Annotated in this window: 22 protein-coding genes; 12 read left to right on the forward strand and 10 right to left on the reverse strand. The window is 72.3% G+C overall.

Annotation, left to right across the window (positions count from 1 at the left end; all coding sequences use genetic code 11):
- The 9 genes from pucL to FHU40_RS07430 all read left to right on the forward strand — a co-directional run bounded on the left by pucL (window position 1) and on the right by FHU40_RS07430 (window position 9907).
- Complete coding sequence (gene pucL, locus FHU40_RS07390; protein ID WP_183591580.1) at window positions 1–879, forward strand: factor-independent urate hydroxylase; 879 nt, start codon at window positions 1–3, stop codon at window positions 877–879.
- Window positions 879–2216: an allantoinase AllB gene (gene allB, locus FHU40_RS07395; protein ID WP_183591581.1), complete on the forward strand. Its 1338-nt coding sequence runs from the start codon at window positions 879–881 to the stop codon at window positions 2214–2216. The genes pucL and allB overlap by 1 nt, the downstream gene beginning before the upstream one ends.
- The gene (locus tag FHU40_RS07400) at window positions 2213–3433 is read left to right on the forward strand and encodes a pyridoxal-phosphate-dependent aminotransferase family protein (protein ID WP_343057771.1); all 1221 of its coding nucleotides are present in this window, start codon (window positions 2213–2215) and stop codon (window positions 3431–3433) included. Before allB ends, FHU40_RS07400 begins: the two co-directional genes overlap by 4 nt.
- Complete coding sequence (locus FHU40_RS07405; protein WP_183591582.1) at window positions 3430–4668, forward strand: allantoate amidohydrolase; 1239 nt, start codon at window positions 3430–3432, stop codon at window positions 4666–4668. Before FHU40_RS07400 ends, FHU40_RS07405 begins: the two co-directional genes overlap by 4 nt.
- Window positions 4665–5477, forward strand: coding sequence for a MurR/RpiR family transcriptional regulator (locus FHU40_RS07410; protein WP_183591583.1), 813 nt, complete (start codon window positions 4665–4667; stop codon window positions 5475–5477). Before FHU40_RS07405 ends, FHU40_RS07410 begins: the two co-directional genes overlap by 4 nt.
- Window positions 5477–6253 (forward strand): FAD binding domain-containing protein, encoded by a 777-nt coding sequence (locus FHU40_RS07415; protein ID WP_183591584.1) that lies wholly within the window; start codon window positions 5477–5479, stop codon window positions 6251–6253. Before FHU40_RS07410 ends, FHU40_RS07415 begins: the two co-directional genes overlap by 1 nt.
- Before the next feature lie 190 nt (window positions 6254–6443).
- Complete coding sequence (locus FHU40_RS07420; protein ID WP_183591585.1) at window positions 6444–9077, forward strand: molybdopterin-dependent oxidoreductase; 2634 nt, start codon at window positions 6444–6446, stop codon at window positions 9075–9077.
- Window positions 9074–9544 (forward strand): nucleoside deaminase, encoded by a 471-nt coding sequence (locus FHU40_RS07425; protein ID WP_183591586.1) that lies wholly within the window; start codon window positions 9074–9076, stop codon window positions 9542–9544. Before FHU40_RS07420 ends, FHU40_RS07425 begins: the two co-directional genes overlap by 4 nt.
- Before the next feature lie 39 nt (window positions 9545–9583).
- Window positions 9584–9907, forward strand: a complete 324-nt coding sequence (locus FHU40_RS07430) for a DMT family transporter (RefSeq protein ID WP_183591587.1) — start codon at window positions 9584–9586, stop codon at window positions 9905–9907.
- 10 nt (window positions 9908–9917) lie between these two features.
- Here the strand turns inward: FHU40_RS07430 and FHU40_RS07435 are convergent, their stop codons facing one another.
- A complete protein-coding gene (locus FHU40_RS07435) occupies window positions 9918–11570 on the reverse strand; it encodes an FAD-binding dehydrogenase (RefSeq protein WP_183591588.1) in 1653 nt (550 codons plus the stop codon).
- Between the two features lie 49 nt (window positions 11571–11619).
- The gene (locus FHU40_RS07440; RefSeq protein WP_183591589.1) at window positions 11620–12600 is read right to left on the reverse strand and encodes an alpha/beta hydrolase fold domain-containing protein; all 981 of its coding nucleotides are present in this window, start codon (window positions 12598–12600) and stop codon (window positions 11620–11622) included.
- Window positions 12601–12717: 117 nt separating this feature from the next.
- On the opposite strand from FHU40_RS07440, the gene FHU40_RS07445 reads away from it, so the two are divergent.
- Both FHU40_RS07445 and FHU40_RS07450 read left to right on the forward strand, forming a co-directional pair.
- Window positions 12718–13518: a thioesterase family protein gene (locus FHU40_RS07445; RefSeq protein WP_183591590.1), complete on the forward strand. Its 801-nt coding sequence runs from the start codon at window positions 12718–12720 to the stop codon at window positions 13516–13518.
- A 12-nt stretch (window positions 13519–13530) separates the two neighbouring features.
- Entirely contained in the window at window positions 13531–14268 is a 738-nt protein-coding gene (locus FHU40_RS07450; RefSeq protein ID WP_183591591.1) for an LLM class flavin-dependent oxidoreductase, read from the forward strand.
- Between the two features lie 67 nt (window positions 14269–14335).
- On the opposite strand, the gene FHU40_RS07455 is transcribed toward FHU40_RS07450, so the two are convergent.
- The 7 genes from FHU40_RS07455 to FHU40_RS07485 all read right to left on the reverse strand — a co-directional run bounded on the left by FHU40_RS07455 (window position 14336) and on the right by FHU40_RS07485 (window position 20476).
- A complete protein-coding gene (locus FHU40_RS07455) occupies window positions 14336–14749 on the reverse strand; it encodes a hypothetical protein (RefSeq protein ID WP_183591592.1) in 414 nt (137 codons plus the stop codon).
- Complete coding sequence (locus FHU40_RS07460; protein ID WP_183591593.1) at window positions 14749–15744, reverse strand: LLM class flavin-dependent oxidoreductase; 996 nt, start codon at window positions 15742–15744, stop codon at window positions 14749–14751. Before FHU40_RS07460 ends, FHU40_RS07455 begins: the two co-directional genes overlap by 1 nt.
- A complete protein-coding gene (locus FHU40_RS07465) occupies window positions 15741–16511 on the reverse strand; it encodes an ABC transporter ATP-binding protein (protein WP_183591594.1) in 771 nt (256 codons plus the stop codon). The genes FHU40_RS07460 and FHU40_RS07465 overlap by 4 nt, the downstream gene beginning before the upstream one ends.
- A gap of 23 nt (window positions 16512–16534) precedes the next feature.
- Complete coding sequence (locus tag FHU40_RS07470; RefSeq protein WP_183591595.1) at window positions 16535–17380, reverse strand: ABC transporter permease; 846 nt, start codon at window positions 17378–17380, stop codon at window positions 16535–16537.
- Between the two features lie 41 nt (window positions 17381–17421).
- Window positions 17422–18462 carry an ABC transporter substrate-binding protein gene (locus tag FHU40_RS07475; protein WP_183591596.1) on the reverse strand — a complete coding sequence of 347 codons (1041 nt, stop codon included), beginning with the start codon at window positions 18460–18462 and terminating at the stop codon, window positions 17422–17424.
- Window positions 18463–18530: 68 nt separating this feature from the next.
- Window positions 18531–19712: an amidohydrolase family protein gene (locus tag FHU40_RS07480; protein WP_183591597.1), complete on the reverse strand. Its 1182-nt coding sequence runs from the start codon at window positions 19710–19712 to the stop codon at window positions 18531–18533.
- Window positions 19709–20476: an IclR family transcriptional regulator gene (locus tag FHU40_RS07485; RefSeq protein WP_183591598.1), complete on the reverse strand. Its 768-nt coding sequence runs from the start codon at window positions 20474–20476 to the stop codon at window positions 19709–19711. The genes FHU40_RS07480 and FHU40_RS07485 overlap by 4 nt, the downstream gene beginning before the upstream one ends.
- 227 nt (window positions 20477–20703) lie before the next feature.
- Between FHU40_RS07485 and FHU40_RS07490 the strand changes: the two genes are divergently transcribed.
- Window positions 20704–21156 carry a cupin domain-containing protein gene (locus FHU40_RS07490; protein WP_183591599.1) on the forward strand — a complete coding sequence of 151 codons (453 nt, stop codon included), beginning with the start codon at window positions 20704–20706 and terminating at the stop codon, window positions 21154–21156.
- Between the two features lie 85 nt (window positions 21157–21241).
- Here FHU40_RS07490 and ychF read toward each other — a convergent pair whose 3' ends face one another.
- Window positions 21242–22318, reverse strand: a complete 1077-nt coding sequence (gene ychF / locus FHU40_RS07495) for a redox-regulated ATPase YchF (RefSeq protein ID WP_183591600.1) — start codon at window positions 22316–22318, stop codon at window positions 21242–21244.
- Window positions 22319–22325 lie beyond the last annotated feature (7 nt).

A 22325-nucleotide genomic window follows, 5' to 3' on the forward strand; every position in this document is an offset into this window, starting at 1 on the left:
GTGACCTCCTCGAACCGGTCCCGGATCGTGCTCGGACCCAACCAGTACGGCAAGGCCGAGTGCCGCCTGGTGCGCATCGACCGCGCCACCGACCGCCACGAGATCACCGACCTCAACGTCACCACCCAGCTGCGCGGCGACTTCACCGCCTGCCACACCGAGGGCGACAACGGCCACGTGGTCGCGACCGACACCCAGAAGAACACCGTCTACGCCTTCGCCCGTGACGGCGTCGGCGCGCCCGAGGCCTTCCTGCTCCGGCTGGCCCGTCACTTCACCACCGCGCACGAGTGGGTCACCGCCGCCGACCTCGCGGCCGAGCAGTACGCCTGGGAGCGGATCGCCGTCGACGGCGCGGGCCACGACCACGCCTTCCGGCGCACCGGCCGCGGCACCCGCACCGCCCGCGTCGAGCACGACGGCGAGAGCACCGTCGTCACCGCGGGCCTGACCGACTGCACGGTGCTGAAGTCGACCGGCTCGGAGTTCCACGGCTTCCCGCGCGACCGCTACACGACGCTGGAGGACACCACCGACCGGATCCTGGCCACCGACCTCACCGCGACCTGGCGCTACGCCGCATCCGCCGTCGAGCGCGGCCTCGACTACGACGCAACGTACGCCGGCGTCTCGGACCTGCTGCTCGCGACCTTCGCCGGTCGGCACTCCCTCGCCCTCCAGCAGACGATCTTCGAGATGGGCAGGGCGGTGCTGGAGCGGTACGCCGAGATCGACGAGATCAGCCTCTCCTGCCCGAACAAGCACCACTTCCTGGTCGACCTCGAGCCCTTCGGGCTCGACAACCCCGGCGAGATCTTCTTCGCCGCCGACCGGCCCTACGGGCTGATCCAGGCGACCGTGCTGCGCGAGGAGGCCTGATGCCCCTGGCCGCGGTGCGCGGGCGGCACGTCCTGGCCGGCGACGGGTTCGTCCCTGCGACCGTCGTGATCGAGGACGGCCGGATCCGCGCTATTGAACGGTCGGCGCACCCCGTCGACGGCCAGGTGCTCGACGTGCCCGACTCGGCGTACGTCCTGCCCGGCGTGGTCGACAGCCACGTGCACGTCAACGAGCCCGGTCGCACCGCGTGGGAGGGCTTCGCGTCGGCCACCCTCGCCGCGGCGCTCGGCGGCGCCACCACGATCGTCGACATGCCGCTGAACTCCCTGCCGCCCACCACGACGGTCGACCACCTCGAGCGCAAACGGCGGGCCGCGGCCGGCCGGCTGGCCGTCGACGTGGGGTTCTGGGGCGGGGCGGTGCCGGACAACGAGCGCGAGCTCGAGCCGCTGTGGGAGGCGGGCGTCCTCGGCTTCAAGTGCTTCCTCTCGCCCAGCGGCGTCGAGGAGTTCCCGCCGCTCGACCCCGGCCAGCTCTACGCCGCGCTGGCGACGCTCGCGCGTCTCGGCGCGCCGATGCTGGTGCACGCCGAGGACCCCGCCGTCCTCGACGTGGCGCCCACGGTGCCGAGCCGGGCGTACGCCGACTTCCTGCACTCCCGGCCGGACGCCGCCGAGACGACCGCCGTGCACCGCGTACTCGACGGGGCCCGCGACACCGGGGCCCGCGTGCACGTCGTCCACCTCTCCAGCGCGCGGGCCCTCGACCTGATCGCCGACGCGAAGGCCGAGGGCCTGCCGGTGACCGTCGAGACCTGCCCCCACTACCTGTGCTTCGAGGCCGGGACCATCCCCGACGCCGCGCCGGAGTTCAAGTGCTGCCCACCGATCCGCGACGCGGGCAACCGCGACGAGCTGTGGCGCGGGCTCGGGGACGGCGTGATCGACCTGGTCGTCAGCGACCACTCCCCCACGACGGCCGAGGAGAAGGGCCGCGGCGACGGTGAGCTCCAGCAGGCGTGGGGCGGGATCTCCGGACTCCAGGTCGGCTTCACCGCGGTCGCCCACGAGGCGCGCCGACGCGGCGTCGGACTCGAGCAGGTCAGCCGCTGGATGTCGCGCGGCCCCGCCGACCTGGTCGGCCTCACCGCCAAGGGCCGGATCGCGGCCGGCGCCGACGCCGACCTCGTCGTCTACGACCCCACCGTGCCGCTCGAGGTCGATGCCGCCCGGCTCGCCCACCGCAACCCGATCACGGCGTACGACGGGCTGCGGTTCGACGGCAGCGTGACCCACACCGTCGTGCGCGGCCGCGCCGTCGATCCCGACCACCCCGACCACGCGTGGGGCCGGCAGCTGAGGAGGCCAGCATCGTGACCCAGGTGAACCCACCGCCCCGACTGCTGATGGGCCCCGGCCCGGTCACCGCCGACCCCCGGGTGCTGCGCGCGATGTCGGCGCAGCTGGTCGGGCAGTTCGACCCGTGGATGACCGACACCATGAACGAGACGATGGCGCTCTACCGCCAGGTCTTCCGCACGGCCAACCGGCAGACCTTCCTGGTCGACGGCACCTCGCGCGCCGGCATCGAGGCGGCGCTCGTCAGCCTGCTCGAGCCGGGTGACCGGGTGCTGGTGCCGGTCTTCGGACGGTTCGGTCACCTGCTCACCGAGATCGCGGAGCGGTGCCGGGCCGAGGTGCACACGATCGAGGTGCCGTGGGGTGCGGTCTTCGACCCCGAGGCGATCGAGGACGCCGTACGTCGGGTCCGGCCGAAGCTGGTCGCGGTGGTCCAGGGCGACACCAGCACCACCATGTGCCAGCCGCTGGCCGACCTCGGCGAGATCTGCCGTCGCCACGACGCGCTGCTCTACTGCGACGCGACCGCCTCGCTGGGCGGCAACGAGTTCGAGATGGACGCGTGGGGGCTCGACGTCGCGACCGCGGGACTGCAGAAGTGCCTCGGCGGCCCCTCCGGAAGCGCGCCGATCTCGATCTCCGACCGGGCGGTCGGCGTGATCGACGCCCGCAAGCACGTCGAGGCGGGGCTGCGCGTCGACGACGACGTCGACCGCGGCGAGCGGATCGCCAGCAACTACCTCGACCTCGCCCAGCTGATGGACTACTGGGGGCCGCGCCGGCTCAACCACCACACCGAGGCGACCACGATGCTCTACGGCGCGCGCGAGTGCGCCCGGCTGCTGGTCGAGGAGGGTGTCGACGCGGCCGTCGCCCGGCACGCCGGCCACGGTCGGGCGATGCTCGAGGGCGTGCGCGGGCTCGGCCTCGAGGTGTTCGGCGACGTCGCCCACAAGATGCACAACGTCGTGGCGGTGGAGATCCCGGCGGCGCTCGGCGCCTCGGGTGGCGACAAGGTCCGCGCGGCACTGCTCGACGACTTCGGCATCGAGATCGGCACGTCGTTCGGCCCGCTCCACGGCCGGGTCTGGAGGATCGGCACGATGGGCCACAACGCGCGCCGCGACGCCGTGCTGCTCACCCTGGCCGCGCTCGAACAGGTGCTGCGCGGGCACGGCGTCCCCGTGACCGCCGGAGGCGGCGTCGGCGCCGCCCGGGAGGTCTACGCCTCATGAGCACCGCCCGGCAGGTCCTCGAGCGCTGCGTCGAGCTCGACCGGCTCACCGCCACGCCGCCTGCCCTGCAGCGCGTCTACCTCTCCCCCGAGCACGCCGGCGCCAACGCGCTGGCCGGCCGGTGGATGGAGGCGGCCGGGATGCGCACCTGGCAGGACGCCGCCGGCAACCAGTGCGGCCGCCACGAGGGCCGCGAGCCCGGGCTGCCGGCGCTGCTGCTCGGCTCCCACCTCGACACCGTGCCCGACGCCGGCTCCTACGACGGCATGCTCGGCGTCGTGATGGCGATCGCCGTCGCCGAGCGGCTGCGCGAGACCGCGCTGCCCTTCGCGCTCGAGGTGATCGGCTTCAGCGACGAGGAGGGCACCCGCTTCGGCAAGGCGTTGCTGGGCAGCCAGGCGGTGGCCGGCACCTGGGACGAGGCCTGGTGGGACCTGCGCGACGCCGCCGGCATCACGCTGCGCCAGGCATACGCCGACTTCCACCTCGACCCGCAGCGCGTCGGCGAGGCGGCCCGCCGGCCCGAGGATCTCGTGGGCTATCTCGAGGCACACATCGAGCAGGGCCCGCACCTCGAGGCCGCGGACCGGTCGCTGGGCTACGTGACGAGCATCGCCGGCGCCCGGCGCTTCCGGCTCAACGTCATCGGCGAGGCCCGGCACGCCGGCGGCACGCCGTACGACCGGCGGCGCGACGCGCTGGTCGGCGCCAGCGAGGCGGTGCTGCTGGTCGAGCGGATGTCCAAGGAGGCGGGCTGCATCGCCACCGTGGGCCGGATCGAGGTGCAGCCGGGGGCGGTCAACGTGATCCCCGGCCGGGCCGACCTGAGCCTCGACCTGCGGGCGGCCACCGACGCCCAGCGCGACGGGCTCTGGACCGCACTGCGGGCCGAGATCGAGCGGGTCTGCACCGCACGCGGGCTGCGGCTGGAGGTGCACGAGACCCACACGGCGCCGGCCATGCCGTGCGCTCCCCGGTTGCAGGAGGCGGTCATCGCCGGCATCCGCAGCACCGGCGACGACGACCCGATCGGGCTGTGGAGCCCGGCCGGGCACGACGCGATGGCGATCGGGCTCACCACGGACGTCGGCATGCTCTTCGTCCGCTGCCACGACGGCATCAGCCATCACCCCGACGAGGACGTCCGCGAGCGCGACGTCGCCGCCGGCCTGGACGCGCTGGAGGCGGCGGTGCTGCATCTGGCCCGACGAGTGGAATCGGAGACGCACGCATGAGCCAGCGCATCGACGAGCGGATCGCGGATCGGTACGCCGACCTGTCGCCCCAGGAGCGCCGGGCGGCCGAGACGCTGCTCGAGCACCTCGACGACCTCGCGACGTACCGCTCGGCCGAGCTGGCCGGCCTCGCCGGGGTCTCGAAGGCCACGATGAGCCGGCTCTTCAAGCACCTCGGCTTCACCGACTTCGACGAGGTCCGCGACCACCTGCGCGGCCTGCGCTCGGCCGGCGAGCCGCGCCGTGTCGACGGGGAGCCGACGCTGGTCAAGCACCTGGCGCACGAGGAGGAGTCGCTCCGGCAGGCCCTGGAGAGCTGCGAGCTCGCCGAGGTCACCCGCGTGCTGGCCTCGGCCCGGCGGGTGCTCGTGCTCGGGTGGCGCAACAGCCACCCGGTTGCCCTGCACGTGCGCCAGCAGCTGGCCCACGCCCGCCCCGACGTCCGCCTCGCGCCGCTGCCCGGCCAGGTGCTCGGCGAGGAGCTCGCCGACCTCGGCGCCGGCGACGCGGTCGTGCTGGTCGGCTTCCGCCGCCGCCCGGCCGGCTTCGGCGCGATCCTCGACGAGGCCGTGCGCACCGGTGCCACCGTGGTGCTCCTCGCCGACCCGACCGCCCGCGCGCACGCCGCCCGCGCGACGTACTGGCTGGCCTGCCCGGTCTCCAGCACCCTCGCCTTCGACAGCTACGCCGCCGCGATGAGCCTGGTCAGCCTGCTGGCCGACGGCGTGCTCTCGGCCCGCGGCCGCAAGGGACGCGACCGGGTCAGCGAGATCACCGCCACCTACGGGCGGCTCGGCGAGGTGGAGTGATGGACCTGGCCACGGTGACCAGCCTGCGACCGGCGCGTGGCCGCGACGACCTCGCGCTCGCGCCCGGCGAGGCGCTGCTCGCCGGCGGCACCTGGCTCTTCTCCGAGCCGCAGCCCGCGGTGACCGGGCTCGTCGACCTGACCGCGCTCGGGTGGCCGGACTGGGAGGAGCTGCCGGGCGTGCTGCGCCTCGGCGCCACCTGCACGATCGAGCGGGCGCTGGCCGCTCCGTGGGGACCCGCCACCGAGCTGGTCCGCCAGTGTGCGGACGCGTTCCTGATGTCGTGGAAGGTGCAGCACGTCGCCACGATCGGCGGCAACCTGTGCCTCGCGCTGCCGGCCGGCGCGATGATCTCGCTGATGGCGACGCTGGGCGCCGTCGCCGTGATCTGGACCCCCGACGGCGGCGCGCGGCGCGTCCCGGTCGTCGACTTCGTGATCGGTGCCGGCCGGAGTGCGCTCGAGGCGGGAGAGGTGCTGCGCGCCGTCGACGTGCCGCTCGGCGGTGAGCAGGCAACCGACTACGCGTTCCGGAAGGTTGCCCTCACACCGCTGGGCAGGTCCTCCGCGCTGGTCACCGGACGGCGCGCCGGGGCGACGGTCACGATCACGGTGACGGCGAGCACCGCCCGCCCCGTCGTGCTCGACGGCCACGACCTCGACGCCGGGCTCGCGGCGATCGACTGCTGGTACGACGACCCGCACGGCGCCGCCGACTGGCGCGCCCACGTCACCGGCGTCCTGGCCCGCGAGGTGCGCGAGGAGCTGCTGGCATGAGGCCGGCAGCCGCGCCGATGCCGACGGCGACGCCGACGCCGACGGGCGGCGGTGCGTCAGCAACCGTTCCGTCACCCGATTCGGTTGCCTGCTCACCGCTCCCCCGCGCGCACGCCGGGCAGCGGTGCGTCAGCAACCGTTCCGTCACCCGATTCGGTTGCCTGCTCACCGCCGCACGGAGGCGAGCGCGATGAGGGTCAACGGCGCGCCCCCCGGGGCCGACCCGGACCCGGGCCAGTGCCTGCGCACGTTCCTGCGCGACACCGGACACCTCGAGGTGAAGAAGGGCTGCGACTCCGGTGACTGCGGTGCCTGCACGGTGCTCGTCGACGGCGCACCCGTGCACTCCTGCCTCTACCCGGCGGTCCGCGGCATCGACCGCGAGGTCACGACGGTGGCGGGCCTGGGCCGGCCGGGCGACCTGCATCCGGTGCAGCGGGCGTTCGCCGACGCCGCCGGCTTCCAGTGCGGCTTCTGCACCGCCGGCTTCATCGTGACCGCGACCGGCGTCGCCCCCGACGTCGAGGAGGCGGTCGTCGACAAGGCGTTCAAGGGCAACCTGTGCCGCTGCACCGGCTACCGCTCGATCCGCGACGCGCTGGCCGGTCGCACCAACGTCGGGCCGGGCACCGCCGACGGCGCGGCGTTCGGCGCGTCGCTGGGGGCGCCGGCGGCCGAGCGCATCGTGACCGGCACCGAGCCCTACACACTCGACCTGCCCACGACCGGCGTGCTGCACATGGCACTCGTGCAGAGCCCCCACGCCCACGCCCGCATCACGAGCATCGACACGACCCGAGCGGCCGCCGCGCCCGGCGTACGCCTGGTGCTCACCCACCACGACGTGCCCGACGTCCGCTACTCGACCGGGCGGCACGACGACCGGCGCGACGACCCCGACGACACCCGGATGCTCGACGACGTGGTGCGCTTCCGCGGCCAGCGGGTCGCGGCCGTCGTCGCGGAGTCGCCGATCCTGGCCGAGCGCGCGGCCGCGCTCGTCGAGGTCGAGTACGCCGTGCTGCCCGCCGTCCACGACCCCGAGGCCGCCCGCTCCCCCGGCGCGCCGCTGCTGCACGGCGACAAGTCCCCCGAGGTCGCGCGGATCGCCGAGCCCTCGCGCAACGTCGTCGCCCGGACGCACGGCGAGGTCGGCGACGTCGCCGCCGGACTGGCCGCCGCGACGGCGACCGTCAACGGCACCTGGACGACCGCCCGGGTCACCCACGCCTCGCTGGAGACCCACGGTGCCCGCGGCTGGATCGACGACGACGGCCGGCTGGTGATCCGCACCAGCACCCAGGTGCCGTTCCTGGTGCGCGCCGAGCTCGCGCACATCCTGGGCCTCGACCCCGACCGGGTCCGCGTGGTCGCCGCCCGGGTCGGCGGCGGGTTCGGCGGCAAGCAGGAGATGCTCGTCGAGGACCTGGTCGCGCTCGCGGTGCTGCGCACCGCCCGACAAGGTGAGCCGAGACCCGTGCAGCTCGAGCTGACCCGCGAGCAGCAGTTCACGCTGGCGCCCTGCCGGCACCCGATGCGGGTCTCGGTGACCGCCGGCGCGGACGCCGACGGGGTGCTGACCGCGCTGGCGGTCGACGTCCTGAGCGACACCGGCGCCTACGGCAACCACGCGCCGGGGGTGATGTTCCACGGCTGCCACGAGTCGGTCGCGCTCTACCGCTGCGCCAACAAGCGCGTCGACGCCGAGGCCGTCTACACCAACAACGTGCCCTCGGGCGCCTTCCGCGGCTACGGGCTCGGCCAGGTGATCTTCGGGATCGAGTGCGCGCTCGACGAGCTCGCCCGCGAGCTCGGGATGTCCCCGGTCGAGCTGCGCCGCCGCAACGTCGTCGCGCCGGGCGACGAGTTCGTCGTCAACGGCCCGCCCGACCCCGACCTGACCTTCGGCAGCTACGGCCTCGACCAGTGCCTCGACCTCGTCGAGACCGCACTCGCGGCCGGCGACGACGTACCGGCCCCCGACGGCGACCGCTGGGCCGTCGGCGAGGGCGTGGCCGCCGCGATGATCGCGACGATCCCGCCGCGCGGCCACCACAGCGAGGCGACCGTGGAGCTGGCCGCGGACGGTACGGCGACGGTCGGCGTCGGCACCGCCGAGTTCGGCAACGGCAGCGCGACCGTGCACGTCCAGCTGGTCGCCGAGGAGCTCGGCATCGACCCCGCGCTGGTGCGGCTGCGCTCGTCGGACACCGACGCGGCGGCGTACGACACCGGCGCCTACGGCTCGACCGGCTCCGTCGTCGCGGGCATGGCGGTGGCGCAGGCCGCGCGCCGGGTACGCGCGGCGCTCGACGCGGGCCAGGCGCCGCCGCTGCACGGCACCGGCCGGCACAGCGGCACCCCGCGGTCGGTCGCGTTCAACGTGCACGGCGCACGGGTCGCGGTCGATCGGGTCACCGGCGAACTGCGGGTGCTGCGGTCGGTGCAGGCCGTCGACGCGGGCCGCATCATCAACCCCGAGCAGCTGCGCGGCCAGGTCGAGGGCGGGGTCGCCCAGGCGCTCGGCAGCGCGCTGCAGGAGGAGCTGCTGCTGGCCGACGGCGAGGTCGTGACGCGGTCGTTCCGGCACTACCGGGTGCCGCAGATCGCCGACGTACCCGTGACCGAGGTGCTCTTCGCCGACACCTACGACACACTCGGGCCACGAGGCGCCAAGTCGATGAGCGAGGCGCCGTACAACCCGGTCGCGCCCGCGATCGCCAACGCCGTGCGCGACGCGCTCGGCGTCCGTCCCCACGAGCTGCCGATGAGCCGCGACCGCCTGTGGCGGCTCGCCTCCACCACGTCCGAGGAGTCCCCATGAACCCCGACCACCGCTGGCTCTCCCGGGCCGTCGACCTCGCGATCGAGAACGTCAAGGCCGGCGGCGGGCCGTTCGGCGCGGTCATCGTGCGCGACGACGTGCTGCTCTCGACGGGGCAGAACCGGGTCACCCGCGACCTCGACCCGACCGCCCACGCCGAGGTCGAGGCGATCCGGGCCGCGTGTGCCGAGATCGGTGACTTCTCGCTGGCCGGCTGCGTGCTCTACACGTCGTGCGAGCCGTGCCCGCTCTGCGTCGCCGCGTGCCTCTGGGCGCGCCTCGACCGCGTCGTGTACGCCGCCGACCGCCACGACGCGGCCCGCGGCGGCTTCGACGACCGGGAATTCTACGAGCTCTTCGCGCGCGACCGGTCGACCTGGCCGACGCTGGTGCAGCCCGGGTCCCACCCGGCCGCCTTCACGCCGTTCGAGGCCTGGCTCGGCAAGGACGACCGGGTCGACTACTGACGCCACCGCGGCGCCTGTAGCGATTGCTACACTCGACCCATGCTCGCCGGGATCCTGCTGGTGCTCGCGATCGCCGTGGAGGTCGGGGCGAGCGCCCTGCTCCCGAAGGCCGACGGCTTCACGAACATCCCGTGGACGATCGTCGTGATGTCCGGCTACGCCGTCGCGATCGGGCTGCTCGCGATCATCGTGAAGACCGTCCCGGTGTCGGTCGCCTACGCCATCTGGTCGGGCGCCGGCACCGCCCTGGTGGCGGTCGTCGGCTACCTCTTCCTCGGCGAGTCCATGGACTGGCTCAAGTTCGCGTCACTGGCGATGATCGTCGCCGGCGTCGTCGGCCTGAACCTCACCGGCGCCCACTGACGCCCGGCCCTCAGACCGCGCGGGCGGCGGCCCGGCCCGCCGTACGCCCCGAGAAGAGGCAGCCGCCGAGGAAGGTGCCCTCCAGGGCGTTGTAGCCCATCATCCCGCCGCCGCCGAAGCCGTTGACCTCGCCCGCGGCGTACAGGCCCGTGAGCGGCTCGCCCGCCGCCGTCAGGCAGCGACCGTCGAGATCGGTCTCCAACCCGCCCAGGGTCTTGCGGGTCAGGATGTTGAGCCGCACGGCGATCAGCGGGCCGGCCTTGGGGTCCAGCAGCTTGTGCGGCGCCGCGACCCGGATCAGCCGGTCGCCGCGGTACTGGCGGGCGCCGCGGATCGCCGTCACCTGCGCGTCCTTGGTGAACGCGTTGTCGATCTCGCGGTCGCGCTGCTCGATGAGCTCGCGCAGCTCGGCCTCCACGATCAGGGGTCGGTCGCCGACCTCGTTCATGCCTCGCACCAGGCCGGCGAGGTCGTCGGCGACGACGAAGTCCTCGCCGTGCTGCTTGAACGCCTCGATCGGGCCGGGCGCCCCCTTGCGCACCCGCGACAGCAGCAGCTTGAGGTCCTTGCCGGTGAGGTCGGGGTTCTGCTCCGAGCCGGAGAGCGCGAACTCCTTCTCGATGATCTTCTGGGTGAGCACGAACCACGAGTAGTCGTGGCCGGTCCGCCGCAGGTGCGCGAGCGTGCCGAGGGTGTCGAAGCCGGGGAAGTACGGCGCGGGCAGCCGCTTGCCGGTTGCGTCGAGCCACAGGGACGAGGGGCCGGGGAGGATCCGGATCCCGTGGTTCTCCCAGATCGGGTCCCAGTTGCGCAGGCCCTCGACGTAGTGCCACATCCGGTCGGGGTTGATCACGTTCGCGCCGGCGTCCTGGGTGATGGCGAGCATCCGCCCGTCGACGTGTGCCGGCACGCCCGCAACCATCGTCGCCGGCGGCGTGCCGAGCCGGGCGGGCCAGGTCCGGCGCACGAGGTCGTGGTTGCCCCCGATGCCCCCGCTGGTGACGATCACCGCCTGCGCGCGCAGCTCGAACTCGCCGACGCCGCGCCGGCTCGAGGCCTTGCCGCGCTCGACGTCGCTCGGCTCCAGCACGGTGCCGCGCACGCCGACGACGGCGCCGTCCTCGACGATCAGGTCGTCGACCTGGTGCCGGAAGGCGAAGCGCAGCCGCCCGGTGGCGGCGTGCTCGCGGCAGCGGCGCTCGAACGGCTCGACGATGCCCGGCCCGGTGCCCCAGGTGATGTGGAAGCGCGGCACCGAGTTGCCGTGCCCGTCGGCGCGTCCGTCGCCGCGCTCGGCCCAGCCCACGACCGGGAACACGCGATGCCCCATCGCGCGCAGCCACGCCCTCTTCTCGCCGGCCGCGAAGTCGACGTACGCCTGGGCCCACCGGCGCGGCCAGCGGTCCTCGTCGCGGTCGAACTGGGCGCTGCCGAGCCAGTCCTGCATCGCGAGGGCCCGCGAGTCCTTGATGCCCATCCGGCGCTGCTCGGGGCTGTCGACGAGGAAGAGTCCGCCGAGGCTCCAGAACGCCTGCCCGCCCAGCGACTGCTCCGGCTCCTGGTCGAGCAGCACGGCGCGCTTGCCCGCGTCGGCGACCTCGGCGGCCGCGGTCAGGCCGGCGAGGCCGGCGCCGACGACGATGACGTCAGCGATCTCCTTCACGGCCGTGATCCTCGCACGTCGGCACCCGCCGGCACGACGGATCAGCGTCTCAGCCGAGGGCGGCCCGCTGGGACTCGACGATCGCGGCCATGGCGGGCCGGGCGGCGTGCGCGAAGTACGGGAAGCTCAGGAATCCGTGCGGCATCTGGTGGAAGTCCTCGACGGTCACCGCGTTCCCGGCGTCCGCGAGCGCCTGCGCGTAGCGGACGCCGCTGTCGTGCAGCGGGTCGAGGCCGGCCACCACGACAACGGCCGGCGGCAGCCCGGACAGGTCGGTGGCCCGCACCGGCGACAGGCGGTGGTCGGTCCGGTCGGCGGTGGGGTCGAGGTAGTGGTCGCGGAAGATCTGGATGTCGTCGTTGCTGAGCACGATGCCGCGGGTGTTCGCGACGACCGACGCGTCCTCGAGCGCCGCGTCGGTCATGTCGGTCGCCGGGTAGATCAACGTCTGGTGGCCGATGGCCGGGCCCTGCTCGTCGCGGGCGACGATCGAGATGACGGCCGCCAGGTTGCCGCCCGCGCTGTCGCCCATCACCCCGATGCGGGCGGGGTCGCCGCCCAGGTCCGCCGCGTGCGCGGCGGTCCAGAGCAGGGCGTCGTAGCAGTCCTCGACCGCGGCGGGGTACTTGTGCGCCGGCGCGAGCCGGTAGTCGACCGAGACCACCACCGCGTCGAGGTCCGCGGCGACGGTGCTGCAGATCCAGTCGCCCTGACGGGCGCTGCCGAGCACGAACCCGCCGCCGTGGAAGTTCAGCACCAGCGGCCGCGACGTCCGCGACCACGCCTCCGGGGTGTAGATCCGCAGCGGCAGGTCGCCGTGTCGGCCCACGAAAGTGGTCGTGCGGATGTCCACGCCCTTGCGAGGACGGCCGAGGACGAGCGCGGCCGGGCCGCCGTCGGGGATGACCGACGCCTGCACCTTCGCGAGCTGGTTGGGCGTCATCCGGGCCACCGAGAGCGACGGCGCGGCCTTGAACAACCGGTCGAGGGCGCGGATGCCGGGCCGCAGCCTGGTCTCGGAGTGGGTCACGTCCATCGAGTCTAGGGTCGGATGAAAGCGTGGCGGCATGAGCGAGCGCAGCGAGCGAATCATCCAGGGCAGCGCGTCAGGTGCCTCGTGCGCGCACGGAGCGAAGCGAGTACGCGCATGAGCGCAGCGACGTCGTACTTCGTCCGCCTCGGCGAGGGGCGCTTCCGCGCCACCGACCTGACGAGCGGGGCCTGGTCGACGACCGAGCAGCACATCAGCCCGCTCCACGGCCTCGTCGCCCACGAGCTGGAGCGGTACGCCGCGGCGCGCGGCGACGACGGCCTCGTGCTGGGCCGCATCTCCTTCGACATCCTCGGCGTGGTCGGGGTCGAGGAGTTCGAGACGGACGTCGCCGTGGTGCGGGCGGGTCGCACCATCGAGCTGCTCGAGGCCACGGCGGCCTGGCGCGGCCGGACCGTGCTCCGCGCCCGCGCCTGGCGGCTCGCCGCGACCGACACCTCCGTGGTCGCCGGCGGGCTGCCCGAGCCGCTGGCGGGTCCAGACACCGCGGCACCCTGGGCGATGGCCGAGCTCTGGCCCGGCGGCTACATCGCCTCGCTCGACGTACGCACGCTGGCGCCGCCGCTGCCCGGCCGCACCACGGCCTGGGTGTCGACGCCCCACCCGTTGCTCCCCGACGAGGAGGTCAGCGAGCTGGCGGCGTACGTCGGGCTCGTCGACACCGCCAACGGGATCGCGGTCCGGCGCTCGCCCGAGGAGTGGCTCTTCCCCAACCTCGACCTGACGATCCACCTCTTCCGGTCACCGTCGGGGTCGTGGGTCGGGCTGGACACGACCGTGACGTGGGGGCCGAGCGGGCACGGACTCACCGCGACGGTGCTGCACGACGAGTCGGGTCCGGTCGGCCGGGCCGAGCAGCTGCTCACGCTGCGTCCGCGGACCGTCGGCGGTAGATGAGACCGTGACGACATGACCGCGACCGGCGTCGTCTTCCGTCCCCAGTCCCCGCCCGAGGAGCTGCGCGCCGTCGTCGAGGCGGTGGACGCCTCCGACGTCGACGAGCTGTGGCTCTGGGAGGACTGCTTCCTCGAGGGCGGCCTGACGACGGCCGCTGCGGCGCTGGCCTGGTCGTCGCGGGTGCGGGTCGGCATCGGGCTGCTGCCGGTCCCGCTGCGCAACCCCGCGCTCGCCGCGATGGAGATCGCGACGCTGGCTCGCCTCTTCCCCGGCCGACTCGTCGTGGCGCTCGGCCACGGCGTGCAGGCGTGGATGGGTCAGGTCGGCGCCCGCGCGGAATCGCCCGTGACGCTGTTGCACGAGCACACGCTGGCCGTCCGCGACCTGCTGCGGGGCGAGACGGTGTCGGTGTCCGGGCGCTACGTGCAGCTCGACGCCGTCGCCCTCGACTGGCCGCCCGCACCACCGCCGCGGCTGCTGGTCGGCGCTCGCGGCCCGCGCACCGTCTCGCTCGCCGGCGAGGTCTCCGACGGCGTACTGCTCGACAGCGTCACCGACCCCGACGTCGTCCGCCGCGCGCGGGCCGCGGTCGGCCCGCGCGCCCATGTCGCGGCGTACACCGAGGTGGCGCCGGACGCCGGCGACGTCCGCGGCTGGATCGGCGAGCTGGCCGCGGCCGGAGCCGACACGGTGGTGCTGCAGGCGCCCGGCGACGCGCCCGATCCACGGCCCCTGCTCACGCTGCTCTGACCGTCTTGGTGTCGGTGGCCCATCGGGGTCGGCTCAGACCGGGCAGGAGGCAGGACAGGCAGCGTTCCTAGTCGGCCCCGCCGGACAGTCGGAACAGCACGGTCCCATGGACGCCCTGCACGAGCGAGGTCATCGCTTGCGCGAGTCCGCTGGGTCGCGGCCGGACACCGCGGGCGGTCTCCACGAACGCCCTTCCCGAGATGCCCGAGCGGCTCACCGTCAGTTGAACAGAGACCACCCTTCCTCCGGCATCGTGGTCCTCGTCCGGAGCGGCTCGACTCACGACAGTGATGTCGAGATCGTGCCTCGACGGGTCGAAGGGGCACTGCAGACCGAGACGGTAGAGATCCGGTCCCAGGCGTTCCGCGCTGATCACCCGTTCGGTGTGGGAGTGCGCGACGAGGTCGTTGCCCCGGAAACAGGGCCACGGCAGCTGCCGGTGCGGACGACGCGGGTTCGGAGCCACCGGCGTGGTGGGCATCAGAGGCCCGAGAAGTCGCGGATCACCTGATCGATGGAGTCGTTCGACTCCCCGAAGGGGATGATCCCCACCTGGGTGACGCCGAGCCCCTCGAGGTGCTTCAACCGGTCCCCGACCTCCGCTCGGCTCCCTGCGAGAGCGAACCGGTCCACCAGCTCGTCGATGACCAGGCGGGAGTGGTCCGAGCCCGGCACCATGTGGTCGTAGTAGTCATAGTGCTTCCGGATGGCCTCGATGGCTGCCAGCTCGCGTTCCGACAGGTCCACCCGGATCGGCCGGAGGACGGTTCGGGAGACGTGCGCGCGCACGCGGTCGCGCGCCCGGTCCGGGTCGTCGTCGATGGCGGTCGGTGCCCACAGCACGATGTCGATGTCGGACAGGCTTCGTCCCGCCTCCGCCGCCGCCTCGCCGAGGACGGCCAGGGCCGAGCTCACGGCATCGGAGTCCGTGCCGACGAGCAGGATGACCCCGTCCGCGACACGACCGGCCAGCTCGAGGAGTCGCGGCCCCGAGGCGGCGATGTAGACGGGCACCTCGACCGGTTCGGGGAGGTACGCGAGCCGGTAGCCGCTCTCGCCGCCAGGCGCCCGCACCTCCCGTCCCTGCCAGAGCGTGCGCAGGTCGCCGACGAGGTGCTCCAGCTCGGCCACCTTCATGGGGGTCGCACCCATGGTGTGCAGGGCCGAGTCGCCCACTCCGAACCCGGCCGCGACCCGCCCTCCGGCCAGCTCGTGCAGGGTCGACCAGCTGGAGGCGACGACGGACCTGTGCCGAGTGACGCCGTTGGTGACAGCGGTGCCGATGGTGATGCGCGAGGTGTCGACGGCGCTCGCCGCCATGGAGGTGTAGGCCTCTCTCCAGATGTTCTGGGAGTCACCGAACCACAGGTGGCTGTAGCCCAGTTCTTCGGCGAGACAGGCGAGTCGCCGCGTCTCCTGGACCGGTCGGGACGGATACAGGGACAGGCCCTTCGCCAGCGGACGGGGCGAGCTCACGACGCCACCGACCGCGTGCAGTCGTTGATGACCTGCCGGATCTCCCTCTTGTACTCGTTGAACGGATGCGACGTGTCGTCCCGGGGCCGGTCGAGGTCGATCCGGAACTGAGTGACGATCCGGCCGGGATTGGGGGCCATGACCACGACCCGATCGGCGAGCGCGACCGCCTCGTCGATCGAGTGCGTGATGAGGACCATGGTCGTGCGCATGGTCTCCCAGATGCGGAGGAGCTCGCCGTGCATCTGCGCCTTGGTCTGGGCGTCGAGGGCCGCGAAGGGCTCGTCGAGCAGCAGCACGGTGGCGCCGTTGGCCAGCGAGCGGGCGAGTGCGACGCGCTGACGCATGCCACCCGAGAGCGCGGCGGGGAGCCGGTCCGCCGCTGCCTCGAGGCCCACGAGTCTCAGGTACTCGAGGGACGTGCTGTGACGCTCGGCCTTCGGCATCCGCTTCTCCACCAGGCCGAACTCCACGTTGCGGCGGGCCGACAGCCACGGGAAGAGGGCGGCCTCCTGGAACACCACCCCTCGGTCGGGACTGGGCCCTTGGATGGGTGCGCCCTTGAAGAGCGCCGCCCCGCTCGTGGCGTCCTCGAACCCGGCCAGGATGTTCAGCAGCGAGGTCTTGCCACATCCGGAGGGTCCGACGATGCAGACGATCTCGCCTTCCTCGACGGACAGCTCCACGCCGTCGAGTGCGAGCACCGGTCCGTGACCGGCGCGAGCGGGGTAGCGCTTGCTGAGCTGTCGGACATCGACGATCGACATCGCTCATGCCTTCTTTCTGTCGCTCAGGCGACGGTCCAGGCGCACAGGCGGCGCTCGATCATGACGACAAGCCGGTCGAACAGGTAGCCCATGAGACCGACGGAGAGCATGGCCGCGACGATGACGTCGAGCCGCACGAAGTAGTACGCGTCCCACATCACGTAGCCGAACCCCGACTTCACCGCCACCATCTCGGCGACGATCACCAGGACCCACGACAGCCCGATCCCGAGTCGCAGGCCGGTGAAGATCGCGGGCAACGCGGCCGGCAGTCCCACTCGCATCAGCAGGCGCAGCCGGCCGGTGCAGCCGAGCATCTGGGCGGCTCGGAGCTGCAGCGGCGCTACGTGGTGCAGACCATGGACGGTGTTGAGCATGACCGGGAAGAAGGCACCCACAGCGATGAGCCCGATCGCGGAGATGGCCTTGGTTCCGAAGAAGACCACCATGAAGGGCAGCCAGGCCGTGATCGGGATCGGACGGAGGATCTGGAAGAAGGGGTCGAGGAGCCTGCTCCCGATCCTCGACCAACCGATGATGCATCCGATCGCCGCGCCGCTGAGCCCCCCGAGCGCGAACCCGTAGATCACCCGCTGGCTGCTGGCGAGCGCATGCTCGAGCCAGGTGCCGTTGTAGAGCGGTTGCGCGTCGACCGAGCCGAACACCCAGCCCCAGGTGGCGTCGGCGACCTCCAACGGCGTGGGCAGGTACTCGGTGTCGACCAGGTCGAAGGACACGACCGCCTGCCAGACCAGGACGACGACGATCGGCGTGACGAAGGCCAGCGGGTCCACCCGCCGCACAGAGCCCGCGACGAGTCGCGTCAGCCTCGATCCCCGGGGCTCGGCACCGGCTTCGGAACTCGGCATCGGTGGTCCTGCCATGACCTCGGGCGACCTCGTCGCGGCACTCACTGGCCGACCTCGGTCTTCGACAGGCCGGTCGCGTTCATCAGGTAGGTGTAGTCGAGGCTGTCCTCGACGACGTCGGACATGTCGCGCTTGGAGACGCCGAGCTCGTTGTACGCGCGAGCGGTGGCCAGGGCCCGATCACGGTAGAGCTGCCACTCCAGGGTGATGGAGTTGAGCGACTCCTCGACGACCTCGGCGGGCGCTCCGGTCTCCTGCATCATCAGGGCGACCAGCTCGTCGGGATACTCGTTGAAGTAGTCCACGGCGTCGACGTAGGCACGGACCAGCAAGGTGGCGGCGTTCGGGTAGTCGGCCAGCCAGTCGTCGTTCGCCAGCGCCAGCGTGTTCGCGTTCTGGGTGTCGTTGGCGCCGATGTCGAGCGACGAGTAGACGGCGCTCCCGTTCTCGACGGCCTGCGCGCAGATGACCTCCCAGCACAGGATGCCGTCGATCTCCTCGTTGCGAAGACCGGTCAGCGTGGCCGGCCCGAGGGTGGTGAAGTTGACCCGCTCGATCGAGTTGGGGTCGAAGCCGGCTTCGCGTGCCGAGAGCTGGAACTGGATGTCCGGTCCGCTGTTCGGAGCCACCCCGATCTTGAGTCCGGCGAGATCGTTCCAGTCGTCGACCTCGGCGTCCGGCCTCAGCACGAGTGCCTGGGCACCGGAGTTGCCACCGGCGACGATCGACACCCCGGTCGGCGCGGTGTCGAGAGCGACGGTGTGATAGCCGGCAGCGGCCACGGCGACGTCACCCTTGGCGACCGCCAGCTGCGTGTCGGAGTATCGCTGGAAGGACTGCCACTCGACGTCCAGGCCGTACTTCTTCGCGAACTCGGGAAGGGCGATGAACTGAGCGTTGTGCGGGATGGGGAGCGAGGCGATCTTGATCGTGCCGACGCCGTCCTCTGCTTCGGGAAGGTCCGTGGCGGCCGGGGACTCGGCGGCCTCGTGCTTGAGCTCGAAGCCGACGCTGCCCTCCGAATCGCCTCCGCAGGCTGCTAGGAGTGCGGCCGCGGCGAGGACGGCGACGCTCAGCTGCAAGCGTCGGCGCACTGAGTGTCTCGGGTGATGGTTCCGGGTCATGGGTTCGTCCTTCTGGTCGTTGCTTCCTAGTACGCGGTGAGGACGCCGCTGCCGAGCTGGCTCGTCCTCTTGGGCGGTGCGGTGTTGCGACTCCTGGTGACGACGAGCTCGCCGCCGATGACGACCGCCGCCACCGCCGGGGTGTCGCCGGTCTCGAGGGCGGAGCTGAAGTCCGGTGCGTGCGACCCGTCGGGGGTGTCTGCGACGAGCAGGTCGGCCGGGGCGCCCACGGCGAGACGACCGGTGTCGAGGCGTCTGGCACGAGCGGTGTTGCCGGTCGCGCAGGCCACGGCGAGAGGTGCGGGCAGTCCGCCCATGGCGCACAGGAGGGACATCGTGCGCAAGATTCCGGCCGGGGCGATTCCGGCGCCTGCGGGCGAGTCGGTGCCGAGGACCAGCCGCTCGACCGCGTTGCGCGCGATCGCCAGACGCGTCACGTCGACGGCGGCGCGCGGGTTGCCGTTGAAGACGACCTCGATGCTCGCCTCGGTGGTGTCGAGGATGCGTTCGACATCCGCCAGCGCGGGTGCGGTCGGTCCACCGTTCACGTGGGCGGCGATGTCCGGCCGCACCGCGGCGCAGAAGGCGGCGTCGACGGTGCGGCTGGTCGGCACCGACTTGCCGCCGACGTGCACCATGACGGTCATGCCGACCGCTTGGGCCCACCTCGTCATCTGAGCCGCCTCCTCCGGGTCCTGTACTCCGGAGATGCCGATCTCACCGACGAGGTTGACGCCGGCGGCCGCGAGCTCCTCGAAGTCGGACTCCTGGAGGCCCGGCTCGAGCATCAGCGCTCCGCCATGAACGCGGAGCCCCGACGGACGGAAGTTGCGGAAGCTGCTCGACGCCAGGAGCGCCAGCGCCTTGGTCGAGGCGACGTCCTTGGGACGCCCGGGGAGATGCACCTCCCCGGCGGACACCGCCGAGGTCACGCCGCCGTGCACGAAGCCCTCGAGGTAGTTCGACTGCGACTGTCGTGGGGTGTAGTCGCCGAAGACCGGGTGCACGTGGTTGTCGATCAGGCCGGGTAGCACCGTCGCGCCCCCGCAGTCGAGCACCGGGACACCGAGCGGCGCTCGGAGGCCCGTGCCGACCGCGGCGATCCGACCGTCCTCGACGAGGATCGAGTCGGCAGGCTCGATGGGGCTCTCGATCGATCCGGTCAGCACCGTTCCGATCGAGGCGAGCAGGAGGTTCGAGGTCGTCATGCCGAGGCGCCCTCGTCATCGTCGGCGTCGAGCGCGGGATCGTTGACGAGTCGCCGGAGCTCGTTGGTCCACAGGTTCGCCCGGAACCTGGTGGTGGGACCGGCGATGCTGACCGCGGCTACGACTCGGCCACCGATGACGACCGGCGCCGCGGCGGCGGAGACGCCGTCGACGAACTCGTCGTGGCTGGTCGCGTAGCCCAGGCGGCGCGCTTCCCGGACCTCGGCGAGCAGGTCGGCACGGGTCGTCTCCGTTCCGCGGGCGTGATACGGGATCCGCTCGTCCGGGAAGAGCCGGACGATCTCGTCATCGGTCAGGCCGGTCAGCAGGGCCTTGCCGCAAGCGGAGGCGTGCAGGGGCATGCTGGTGCCCTCCCGGATACCGGTCCTCAGCACGTGTGCGGTCTCGACCCGCTTGACGAAGGTGACCTCTCCCCCGGTCCGGACGCCGAGCGAGACCGCCTCCGCCGACAAGGTCGCCAGGTCGTGCATCGGCCCGCTCAGCGCCTCGACGAGGCGCGAGCTGTCCGTGGCGGCGGCGCCGAGCTGCGCGGCCGCCAGGCCGAGGACGTAGTAGCCGCTCGCCGGGTCCTGCTCGACGAACTTCATGGCGCGCATCGTCTGGAGGCTCAGGTGCACGGTGCTCTTCGAGCATCCGGTGCGGCGCGCGAGCTCACTGATGCCGAGCGGACCTCCTTCCTGCGCCAGGGTGCGGAGGATGGTGAGTGCACGTTCGACCGAACGCGACGTCTTAACGTTCTCCATAGTTGAACACCGTTCTGTTGATGGACGAAACCGTGGCATGACGGTGTGACGCACGTCAAGCACGCAAGCTTGAAGTCGCCCCGAATCCCTCGCGAATCACCGGTTGACAAGGCGTGGGACGACGGGCTTCACTCGGGTCAACTTTATCGAACATCGTTCGACAGAGTTGAACAATAGTCAATCCGGACGCGAGCAGATGTCCGGTCACCCGCGAGAGGAAGACTCTGATGACGACTACGCAGGCACCGACGGTCGACGAGGCGCGCAAGACGCACAACGCCCCGATCATCCGTCGGCCCGATGACGTCGAACCGAAGATGGGGCGCTTCAAGAACACCACGCAGATGGTGTTCCACCCCAGCGACGAGGACCCGACCCAGCCCAACGCGGGCATCATCAACTACCTGCCGGGCTCCGGCTTCCCGCTCCACAAGCACGACTTCGCGCAGATGTGGTTCGTGGTCGAGGGCGAGTGCACCTACGGCGACACCGTCCTGCACCAGGGTGACCTCGTGTACATGCAGGACCCGCACTTCGAGTACGAGATGCACACGGAGAACGGCTGCCGGATCCTCTTCCTGCAGTACCAGGGCCCGACGACCGGCGAGGGCCCGATCTACGAGGGCCGCTTCAACGTCAAGCAGGTCGCCGAGGTCAAGCCCGGGGACCTCGAGCGCTGACGACACCCACCGTCAGAAGCCGCCGCGTGGCTGCCGCATCCCTGCCGCAGCCGCGCGGCGGCGGGACCCGCGCGACCGCGCCGGGTCACACGTTGAAGCGGAACTCCACGACGTCGCCGTCCTGCATGACGTAGTCCTTGCCCTCCATGCGGACCTTGCCGGCCTCCTTGGCCCTGGCCATCGAGCCGAGCCCGACCAGGTCGTCGAAGGAGACGATCTCAGCCTTGATGAAGCCGCGCTGGAAGTCGGTGTGGATGACGCCGGCGGCCTCGGGGGCGGTCGCGCCCTTCGGGATCGTCCAGGCGCGGGTCTCCTTGGGACCGGCGGTGAGGTAGGTCTGCAGGCCGAGGGTGTCGAAGCCGACCCGGGCGAGCACCTCGAGCCCGGGTTCGTCGACGCCCATCTCGGCGAGCATCTCGCGGGCCTCCTCGTCGTCGTCGAGCTCGACCAGCTCGGCCTCGAACTTCGCGTCGAGGAAGATCGCCTCGGCCGGGGCGACGATCTCCTGCATGCGCGCCTTGAGCGCCTCGTCGGCCAGCTCGTCGGCGTCGCAGTTGAAGACGTAGATGAAGGGCTTGGCCGTGAGCAGGGACAGCTCCCGGATCAGGGCGCGGTCGATGGACGTCGCGATGATGGGAGTGCCGGCCTCGAGCGCGGCCAGCGCCTCCCGGGCGGCGGCGAGGTTGGCGGCCAGCTCCTTCTTGCCGCGGGCCTCCTTCTCCAGCCGCGGGATCGCCTTCTCGACCGTCTGCAGGTCGGCGAGGATCAGCTCGGTCTGGATGGTGGAGATGTCGTTGGCGGGGTTCACCTCGCCGTCGACGTGGGTGACGTCCTCGTCGCGGAAGACCCGGGTCACCTGGCAGATCGCGGCCGACTCGCGGATGTGGGCGAGGAACTTGTTGCCCAGCCCCTCCCCCTCGGACGCGCCGCGGACGATGCCCGCGATGTCGACGAACTCGACGGTCGCGGGCAGCAGCCGGGAGGATCCGAAGATCTCGGCCAGCCTCGGCAGCCGGTCGTCCGGCACCCCGACGACGCCGACGTTCGGCTCGATCGTGGCGAACGGGTAGTTCGCCGCCAGGACGTCGTTCTTGGTCAGCGCGTTGAAGAGGGTGGACTTGCCCGCGTTGGGGAGCCCGACGATGCCGATGGTGAGTGCCACGGGCGGC

The organism is Nocardioides soli, assembly GCF_014191495.1.
GTDB classification, from domain to species: domain Bacteria; phylum Actinomycetota; class Actinomycetes; order Propionibacteriales; family Nocardioidaceae; genus Nocardioides; species Nocardioides soli.

Excerpts from the sequence above, each read along its gene's own strand:
- FHU40_RS07410 (WP_183591583.1), top strand. The coding sequence starts at position 4,665 with ATGAGCCAGCGCATCGACGAGCGGATCGCGGATCGGTACGCCGACCTG.
- FHU40_RS07420 (WP_183591585.1), top strand. The coding sequence starts at position 6,444 with ATGAGGGTCAACGGCGCGCCCCCCGGGGCCGACCCGGACCCGGGCCAG.
- FHU40_RS07425 (WP_183591586.1), top strand. The coding sequence starts at position 9,074 with ATGAACCCCGACCACCGCTGGCTCTCCCGGGCCGTCGACCTCGCGATC.
- FHU40_RS07470 (WP_183591595.1), bottom strand. The coding sequence starts at position 17,380 with ATGCCGAGTTCCGAAGCCGGTGCCGAGCCCCGGGGATCGAGGCTGACG.
- FHU40_RS07490 (WP_183591599.1), top strand. The coding sequence starts at position 20,704 with ATGACGACTACGCAGGCACCGACGGTCGACGAGGCGCGCAAGACGCAC.
- FHU40_RS07485 (WP_183591598.1), bottom strand. The coding sequence starts at position 20,476 with ATGGAGAACGTTAAGACGTCGCGTTCGGTCGAACGTGCACTCACCATC.
- FHU40_RS07405 (WP_183591582.1), top strand. The coding sequence starts at position 3,430 with ATGAGCACCGCCCGGCAGGTCCTCGAGCGCTGCGTCGAGCTCGACCGG.
- FHU40_RS07445 (WP_183591590.1), top strand. The coding sequence starts at position 12,718 with ATGAGCGCAGCGACGTCGTACTTCGTCCGCCTCGGCGAGGGGCGCTTC.
- FHU40_RS07415 (WP_183591584.1), top strand. The coding sequence starts at position 5,477 with ATGGACCTGGCCACGGTGACCAGCCTGCGACCGGCGCGTGGCCGCGAC.
- FHU40_RS07465 (WP_183591594.1), bottom strand. The coding sequence starts at position 16,511 with ATGTCGATCGTCGATGTCCGACAGCTCAGCAAGCGCTACCCCGCTCGC.
- allB (WP_183591581.1), top strand. The coding sequence starts at position 879 with ATGCCCCTGGCCGCGGTGCGCGGGCGGCACGTCCTGGCCGGCGACGGG.
- FHU40_RS07455 (WP_183591592.1), bottom strand. The coding sequence starts at position 14,749 with ATGCCCACCACGCCGGTGGCTCCGAACCCGCGTCGTCCGCACCGGCAG.
- FHU40_RS07480 (WP_183591597.1), bottom strand. The coding sequence starts at position 19,712 with ATGACGACCTCGAACCTCCTGCTCGCCTCGATCGGAACGGTGCTGACC.
- FHU40_RS07430 (WP_183591587.1), top strand. The coding sequence starts at position 9,584 with ATGCTCGCCGGGATCCTGCTGGTGCTCGCGATCGCCGTGGAGGTCGGG.
- FHU40_RS07450 (WP_183591591.1), top strand. The coding sequence starts at position 13,531 with ATGACCGCGACCGGCGTCGTCTTCCGTCCCCAGTCCCCGCCCGAGGAG.